This is a genomic window from Mycobacterium sp. (assembly GCF_032162105.1).
In the GTDB taxonomy this organism is placed as follows: domain Bacteria; phylum Actinomycetota; class Actinomycetes; order Mycobacteriales; family Mycobacteriaceae; genus Mycobacterium.
Genome location: NZ_JAVRPS010000286.1, coordinates 1 through 6,879, shown reverse-complemented (window position 1 = coordinate 6,879; position 6,879 = coordinate 1). Strand labels below are relative to the sequence as shown.

Annotated in this window: 9 protein-coding genes and 1 pseudogene; 8 read left to right on the top strand and 2 right to left on the bottom strand. The window is 68.9% G+C overall.

Annotated elements, in window-relative coordinates; translation table 11 throughout:
* Together lpqV and QOC69_RS14785 are read left to right on the top strand one after the other, a co-directional pair.
* Positions 1-164 (top strand): lipoprotein LpqV (lpqV, locus tag QOC69_RS14790; protein ID WP_526440743.1); only part of this gene is annotated, 164 nt, incomplete at its 5' end.
* Positions 165-352: 188 nt separating this feature from the next.
* Positions 353-577: a hypothetical protein gene (locus QOC69_RS14785; RefSeq protein WP_526440741.1), complete on the top strand. Its 225-nt coding sequence runs from the start codon at positions 353-355 to the stop codon at positions 575-577.
* On the opposite strand, the gene QOC69_RS14780 is transcribed toward QOC69_RS14785, so the two are convergent.
* A complete protein-coding gene (locus QOC69_RS14780; protein ID WP_526440739.1) occupies positions 574-942 on the bottom strand; it encodes a VOC family protein in 369 nt (122 codons plus the stop codon). The genes QOC69_RS14785 and QOC69_RS14780 overlap by 4 nt on opposite strands.
* An 85-nt stretch (positions 943-1,027) precedes the next feature.
* Here QOC69_RS14780 and QOC69_RS14775 point away from each other — a divergent pair, with 85 nt between their 5' ends.
* Together QOC69_RS14775 and QOC69_RS14770 are read left to right on the top strand one after the other, a co-directional pair.
* Positions 1,028-1,807, top strand: a complete 780-nt coding sequence (locus QOC69_RS14775) for an SDR family NAD(P)-dependent oxidoreductase (RefSeq protein WP_526440737.1) — start codon at positions 1,028-1,030, stop codon at positions 1,805-1,807.
* 23 nt (positions 1,808-1,830) lie between these two features.
* The gene (locus QOC69_RS14770) at positions 1,831-2,820 is read left to right on the top strand and encodes a patatin-like phospholipase family protein (RefSeq protein WP_526440735.1); all 990 of its coding nucleotides are present in this window, start codon (positions 1,831-1,833) and stop codon (positions 2,818-2,820) included.
* Here the strand turns inward: QOC69_RS14770 and QOC69_RS14765 are convergent.
* Positions 2,809-3,663 (bottom strand): patatin-like phospholipase family protein, encoded by an 855-nt coding sequence (locus tag QOC69_RS14765; RefSeq protein ID WP_526440733.1) that lies wholly within the window; start codon positions 3,661-3,663, stop codon positions 2,809-2,811. The two genes, QOC69_RS14770 and QOC69_RS14765, sit on opposite strands and share 12 nt — an antisense overlap.
* Before the next feature lie 216 nt (positions 3,664-3,879).
* On the opposite strand from QOC69_RS14765, the pseudogene QOC69_RS14760 reads away from it, so the two are divergent.
* The 4 genes and pseudogenes from QOC69_RS14760 to QOC69_RS14745 all read left to right on the top strand — a co-directional run.
* A pseudogene (locus QOC69_RS14760) lies at positions 3,880-4,155 on the top strand (alpha/beta hydrolase-fold protein); the annotation flags it as partial.
* Positions 4,156-4,164: 9 nt separating this feature from the next.
* On the top strand, positions 4,165-4,896 hold the full coding sequence (locus tag QOC69_RS14755; RefSeq protein WP_526440731.1) for an HAD family acid phosphatase: 732 nt from the start codon (positions 4,165-4,167) through the stop codon (positions 4,894-4,896).
* A 9-nt stretch (positions 4,897-4,905) separates the two neighbouring features.
* A complete protein-coding gene (locus QOC69_RS14750; protein WP_526440729.1) occupies positions 4,906-5,949 on the top strand; it encodes a zinc-binding dehydrogenase in 1,044 nt (347 codons plus the stop codon).
* A complete protein-coding gene (locus QOC69_RS14745) occupies positions 5,946-6,686 on the top strand; it encodes an SDR family NAD(P)-dependent oxidoreductase (protein WP_526440727.1) in 741 nt (246 codons plus the stop codon). Before QOC69_RS14750 ends, QOC69_RS14745 begins: the two co-directional genes overlap by 4 nt.
* Positions 6,687-6,879 lie beyond the last annotated feature (193 nt).

Here is a 6,879-nt window from a genome sequence, read left to right as displayed (position 1 = left end):
GCGGTGACCAGAAGGCACAGTTCGAGCCGTACCTGGCCAGCGTGCAGGCGTCGGACGCGCCGGGACCGGGCACCTTCAACATGCCGTGGTCGAAACTCTCGCCGAGCCGCCAGGCGGCGGCGATCGTCGCGGCCGAAGCCGCCGCCGACGACCTCTGCGGCTGATCACCCTTAGCGGGCTGATCGCCGCCTTTAAATCACGACGGCCGGAATGCCGGTCCGGCGGCGCCATGCCTGCCGGTGCCCACAGCGCAGAAACCCCCGACACGCAGGCATTTAGCACGTCTACATGTAGTGGTGTGCGTCACAAAAATGGGTACAATGTGCTCCTCATCACTTGAAGGAGACTGTCAATGGTCGGACCTAAGGATGCCCCGCTCGGGCAGCGCCGGAACGCGCTTCCGCGCGCCGCCGGCGGCTCGATCAACGGCACGAAAGTGCTGCTCGGCTTCGTCCTCCTCCTCATCGCCATCGCCTCGATCACCGGCGTCGTCGTCGCCGCATCGAGTGGGCAGCCGCAGATCGCGCTGATCATCGGCCTGCTCGCGGCTGCGTTCTTCTGCCGCGTCGGCTGCTAGCCCGACACGCCCCACACCAGACAGAACGTGTGTCCCGCCGGGTCGCGATAGACCCGGAAGTGGTCCTCGCCGACGGCGTCCGTCACCCGGGTCGCCCCCAGCGCCAAGACCTTTCGCTGGGCCTCCTCGACGTCGTCGACCGCGACGTCCAAGTGGAACTGCTGCGATCCGCGCGGATCGGGAAACTTCGGCGGCTCGTGCCGGGGACAGGACTGGAACGCCAGCCTTCTGCCCGACGGGTCGGTGAGTACCACCCAGGTGTCGTCCTCGGCCACCGGCACGCCGCCGACCAGCCCGGCGTAGAAGTCCGCCAATCGGCGCGGGTCCCTGCAGTCGATCACCACGGAGCGAAGTGTTCCGATCATGTACGTCACATTGCCGTTTCCGCCCCGATCTAACGCGCATGATGGGACAGCGGTCCGAATTCGGTTTCACAGCGGGGAGAAGCTCATGGACCTGGCCAATGACACGGCGCTGATCACGGGCTCGAGCGGCGGGATCGGCGAGGAGTTCGCCCATCAACTCGCGCAACGCCGGGCCAACCTGGTGCTGGTGGCCCGTCGCCTCGACAAGCTCGAGGAGCTGCGCACCACCCTTCTGGCGCGCCATCCCGACATCGAGGTCGACGTCATCGCGGCGGATCTGTCGGAGCCGGGTTCTGGCGCGAAACTCGCCGACGCTGTCAGCGGCCTCGGCCGTGACATCGACGTTCTGATCAACAACGCCGGCGTCGGGCTGCACGGCGACTTCGTCGATCAGGATCCCGAACGCAACGCCGCGCAGATCCAGCTGAACTGCGGGACCCTCGTCGATCTGACGGCTCGTTTCCTCCCGGCGATGACCCAAGCGCGGCACGGCGTGATCATCAACGTCGCCTCGACGGCGGCGTTCCAACCGACGCCGAGCATGGCCGTGTACGGCGCGACCAAGGCATTCGTGCTGTCGTTCAGCGAGGCGCTGTGGCAGGAAACCAAGGGGAAGGGAGTGCGCGTGCTGGCATTGTGCCCCGGCGCCACCGAGACCGAGTTCTTCGCCCGCACCGGGGAGGAGTTCCTGACCCGCGGCCGCCAGACGCCGAAGCAGGTCGTCGACACCGCCCTCAATGCGCTCGACAAGTCAACGCCCACGGTCGTTTCCGGCCTGGCGAACGCGGTGCTGGCGCTGTCCACCCGGTTCGTGCCGCCACGGGTGCTGGCGCCGATTTCACAACGGCTGATGAAGTCGACCTGACGGCCGCAGGGCACAATGTCGGCATGCGGGTCGCACTGTCTCTCGGTAGTGGAGGGGCCCGCGGATACGCACACATCGGCGTGATCAACGAGTTGCGCGATCGGGGCCACGAGATCGTCGGCATCGCCGGGTCGTCGATGGGTGCACTGGTCGGTGGGCTTGAGGCCGCTGGCAAGCTCGACGAGTTCGCCACCTGGGCGAGCTCGCTGACGCAGCGCGCGGTGCTGCGACTTCTCGACCCGTCGCTCACCTCGGCGGGGGTGTTGCGCGCCGAGAAGATCCTCGATGCCGTCCGCGAGATCCTCGGCGAGGCCGTGATCGAGGCGCTGCCCATCCCCTATACGGCGGTGACCACGGATCTGATTGCGGGCAAGTCGGTGTGGCTGCAGCGCGGGCCGGTCGACGAAGCCATTCGCGCCTCCATCGCGATACCGGGCGTGATCAAGCCCCACGTGCTCGACGGCCGCCTGCTCGCCGACGGCGGCATTCTCGACCCGCTTCCGATGGCGCCGATCGCGGCGGTCAATGCCGACCTGACCATCGCCGTGAGCCTCGGCGGTGCCGACCCCAGCCGAACCGGGACACCACCCGAACCAGGGCCAACGACCGAACTGCTCAGCCGAATGTGGCGCAGCACAACGGCTTTGCTCGACACCTCCACCGCCCGGACGGTGTTCGACACGCCCGCTGCCCGGACGGTACTCAGTCGGTTCACCAACGACGGCGTCGAGGCCGACGACCCAGACGACAAAGAGGTGTCGGTGCCCAGGCTGGGCAGCTTCGAGGTGATGAACCGCACCATCGACATCGCGCAGGCCGCGCTCATGCGCCACACCCTCGCGGCGTACCCGCCCGACCTGCTCATCGAGGTACCCCGCAACGCATGCCGCAGCCTGGAGTTCCACCGCGCCGACGAGGTCATCGAGATCGGCCAGGAACTCGCCGCCGCCGCACTCGATGCCCTCGGTGTCCGCCCGGCGCTCGACGCCGGGCCCCTCGAATCAGGCCCCTAGGAACCGCGCGACGCGACCGGCCTCGCGGCGCCCCTGTTCGCGTCCGGCGCGGGCCGACGGGATCCGGCAGGCCGGGTCGAGCGGATTGCGGCCGAATGCGGCGAGCGCCGCGTCGTCGGCGAACACGGTCAACGTCGCACCGGCGAACTCGGCGATCTCCGCCGCGGCGCCACCTCCGAACGGCGACGGCGAGTTCTCCCCCGACGGCACCAGGACGACGACAGCGTCGCACTGACCGGCCGCGGACATGTTCACCGCGCTGCCCAGCCCGCCGTCGATGAAGCGGCGGTCGCCGATCGTGACGGGTGGCCACGCGCCCGGCACCGCGCAGCTGGCGGCCACCGCATCGACGAGGTCCACGCCCGAGTCGCCGTCGAGGATCACCAGCTCACCGGTGGCGGCGTCGATGGCCGTCACGCGGAGCACCCGCCGGGGCCACTGGTGCGACGGCAGCCGGTGCGCAATCACGGCGCGGCGCACCGGCTCGGCGACGGTATCGGTGGCCAGCGCGATGGCGCCGATGCGTCGCAGCTTCTCCTCCGTGGTGGCGCCGGGCGTCGTCATCGCGGTCACGAACAACTCGGTGATGACGTCGACGTCCACGCCGGAGTCGATCTCGTGCGACTCCTCGGCGACCTGACGGGCGAAGAGTTCGTCGATGCCTGCACCGCTACCGAGCTGAGCGGCAACCGTCGAGCCCGCCGACGTGCCGAGCAGTACATCGGAAGCCAGTAGCGCCTGCGCCGCCTCCGGTGCCTCGTCGGCGATGCCAAGCAGGATGCCCGTCTCCCAGGCGATGCCTGCCAGTCCACCGCCGGCCAGCACCAGTCCGCGCTTCGTCACGGAAACCGAGTCTGCCAGGTGGCGAATACGACAGAAACTTCGACTGGCTAATCAACGGGATGGCGTGCCGAACTTCGTCAACGTGGTGCGCCGAATGCTGGGAGCCGCCGCGCTGGCGGTGCTGCTGCCTGCGGTCGTCGGGTTCCTAGGCGGTACGGCGCCTGCGTCGGCGTTCTCCCGCGACGGCCTCCCGATCGAGTACCTGCAGGTGCGCAGATCCCCACGCTCGTCGCGAACAAGACCCGCATCTGGGTGTACTGCGGCGACGGCACCGCCGGCGATCTCGGCGGCGGGGGCAACCTCGGCGGCGGCCTCCTGGAGACCTCCACACTGAAGACCAACACGGCGTTCCGCGACCAGTACGTCGCCGCGGGCGGCACGAACGGCGTGTTCAACTTCCCGCCATCGGGCACCCACGACTGGGCGTACTGGGGCCAGCAGTTGCAGCAGATGAAGCCCGACCTGCAGCGGGTGCTCGGAGCCAAACCGTAGGGTCGACCCATGCTCGGTCGTGGCGCCCTCGCATCGGTCGCTGCCGCGATCCTGCTCGTCGCCGGTGCCGCGCAGGCAGGCGCGGAACCGCCCGCGCCGCCCACGCCGATCGTCCCGCCGCCGGTCCAGCCCGCCAACATCGGCGACCTCAAGACCGAGGCCACCCAGTACTACGACAGCGGGGCCTATCTGACGGATCTGCAACTGGCCGCGGCGCCCGCGGTCGCGTGGATCGACGAGGAGGCGCCGCGGGTGGACCGGCCCGCGGTGGTGTTCGACATCGACGAGACCGCTCTGTCCAATTGGGAGGTCATCAGGGCCAACGACTTCGGCCGCGTCATCGACGGGCCGTGCGCCGAACTGCCGCAAGGGCCGTGCGGTTGGCGGGCCTGGGACCTGACCGCCCAATCGACCGTCATCGGGCCGACGATGGACGTCTTCACCGCGGCCCGCGAGGGCGGCGCGGCGGTCTTCTTCATCACCGGGCGTGACGACGCGCAACGCGCCGCCACCGAACGCAACCTGGCCGCCGTCGGCTACACCGGATACACCCAGCTGATCATGGAACCCGTTGGCGCGCAGTTCGCCTCGGCAGCCGACTTCAAAACCCCGCAGCGGGCAGCCATTCAGGGACGGGGCTACACCATCATCGCCAACATCGGCGATCAGCCGTCGGATCTCGATGGCGGCTTCGCCGAGCGGACCTACCTGCTGCCCAACCCGTTCTATCGAATCCCGTAAAGGAGCGACATGGCCAACACGATGAGGGCCCAGCGGTTCTACGCCGATACCAAAACGATTGCGGTGGAGGATGTTCCGATTCCGGCGCCCGGTCCCGGCGAGGTCCTGGTCAAGGTCGCGTTCTGCGGGATCTGCCACTCCGACCTGAGCCTGATCAACGGCACCTTCCCGGCCCAACTGCCGGTGGTGACGCAGGGCCACGAGGCGTCGGGCACCGTCGCCAAGCTCGGACCCGGGGTGACCGGATGGGCCGAGGGTGACCGGGTGGTGGTCGCAGCGGGCAGGCCGTGCCTGGAGTGCGTGAACTGCCGACGCGGCGACATGTCGAACTGCTTGCGCATCCGGTTGATGGCGTTCGCGTACGACGGTGCGTGGGCGGAGTACACCGTCGCCCAAGCCTTCGGCCTCACCAGGATTCCCGATAACGTGCCGCTGGAGCAGGCGGCGATCCTGGCCGACGCGGTGTCGACGCCGTTCGGCGCGGTGGTCCGAACCGGCAATGTCGGCATCGGTGAGTCCGTCGGGGTGTGGGGCGTCGGCGGGCTCGGCACCCACATGGTCCAGTTGGCCCGCCTCGTCGGCGCCGCTCCGATCATCGCCGTCGACATCAAGCCCGCCATTCTCGACAGGGCGCTCGCCGTCGGAGCCGACTACGCGTTCGATGCCCGCGACCCCGACCTGCCCGCCAAGATCTCCGAGGCCACCGGCGGCCGGAACCTCGACGTCGCGTTCGATGCGGTCGGGCTGAAGTCGACGTTCGATCAGGCGCTGAACAGCCTGACGGTCGGCGGCCGACTGGTCGGCGTCGGCATGAGCGCCGACGCCCCCACGATCGGTCCGACGTCGATCTTCAACCTGTTCAAGCGCCAGGTGCTCGGCCATCTCGGCTACCAGAACGCCGACATCGGCACGCTGGCTCAGTTGGTGTCCCTCGGCCGACTTGACCTGTCGCGCTCGATCAGTGCCGTGGTGCCCCTCGAGGACGTCGCACTGGGCATCGAGAAGCTCGACAAGTCCGACGGCGACCCGATCAGGATCCTGGTGCAGCCGTGACGGACCTGGCGGACCGGGTCGCGCTGCTCACCGGCGCATCCGGCGGCATCGGCAAGGCCATCGGCAAGCGGCTGGCCGAGGAGGGCGTCGACGTGTGCCTGGCCTACGGCCGCCACCGCGAGGACGCGGAGGAGGTGGCCGCCTACGCCCGTGGAGTGGGCAGGCGGGCGGTCACCGTGGCCTCCGACATGGCGGATCCGCAGGGACCGGCAGACCTCGTCGCATACGCCGGCCGCGAACTCGGTCACGTCGACGTCCTAGTCGCCAACGCAGGCACCGCCGACATAAAGAGTTGGGAGAACATCGATTTCGCGTCCTGGAACGCCACGCTGGCGGTGAATCTCACCGCCCCGTTCCTGTTGTCTCAGCAGGTGCTGCCAGGGATGATCGAGCGGCGGTTCGGACGGATTCTGTTCATCTCGTCGGTGGCTGCGCTCAATGGCGGCGTGGTCGGCGCCCACTACGCGGCGAGCAAGGCGGGCCTGCACGGCCTGATGCACCACCTCGCGCCAAGGGTCGCGGCGGACGGCGTCACGGTCAACTGCCTTGCGCCTGCACTCGTCGGCGAAACCAAGATGTTGCCCGCGGACCTGGCGACCCCCACCCCTCCCGTCCCGATTCCCGTCGGCCGCGTCGGGCGACCCGACGAAATGGCGGACATGGCGATCACGATGTTGCGCACCGGGTACCTCACCAACAAGGTGATCACGGTCGACGGCGGCCTCCTACCGCGCTAGTCACCGCAGCCGCGGTGCGACCCTTGCACCCAGCGTGAGCCCACTGCGAGAATTCCGCGAGATTTTCGCAGTGCCGTCACGTTCGGTGGGTAGACGACCGCCAGTTCAGCGCAGGTGCGGCGCCGCCTTGCCACCGATCAGCGGCAGGTCGAGGTAGGTCACGATGCCAGGTTCGGCCGCGCACACCGCGGGG

What these genes read in the sequence shown, in the direction of transcription:
- QOC69_RS14785 (WP_526440741.1), top strand. Translation starts at nt 353, where the DNA reads ATGGTCGGACCTAAGGATGCCCCGCTCGGGCAGCGCCGGAACGCGCTT.
- QOC69_RS14780 (WP_526440739.1), bottom strand. Translation starts at nt 942, where the DNA reads ATGATCGGAACACTTCGCTCCGTGGTGATCGACTGCAGGGACCCGCGC.
- QOC69_RS14775 (WP_526440737.1), top strand. Translation starts at nt 1,028, where the DNA reads ATGGACCTGGCCAATGACACGGCGCTGATCACGGGCTCGAGCGGCGGG.
- QOC69_RS14770 (WP_526440735.1), top strand. Translation starts at nt 1,831, where the DNA reads ATGCGGGTCGCACTGTCTCTCGGTAGTGGAGGGGCCCGCGGATACGCA.
- QOC69_RS14755 (WP_526440731.1), top strand. Translation starts at nt 4,165, where the DNA reads ATGCTCGGTCGTGGCGCCCTCGCATCGGTCGCTGCCGCGATCCTGCTC.
- QOC69_RS14750 (WP_526440729.1), top strand. Translation starts at nt 4,906, where the DNA reads ATGGCCAACACGATGAGGGCCCAGCGGTTCTACGCCGATACCAAAACG.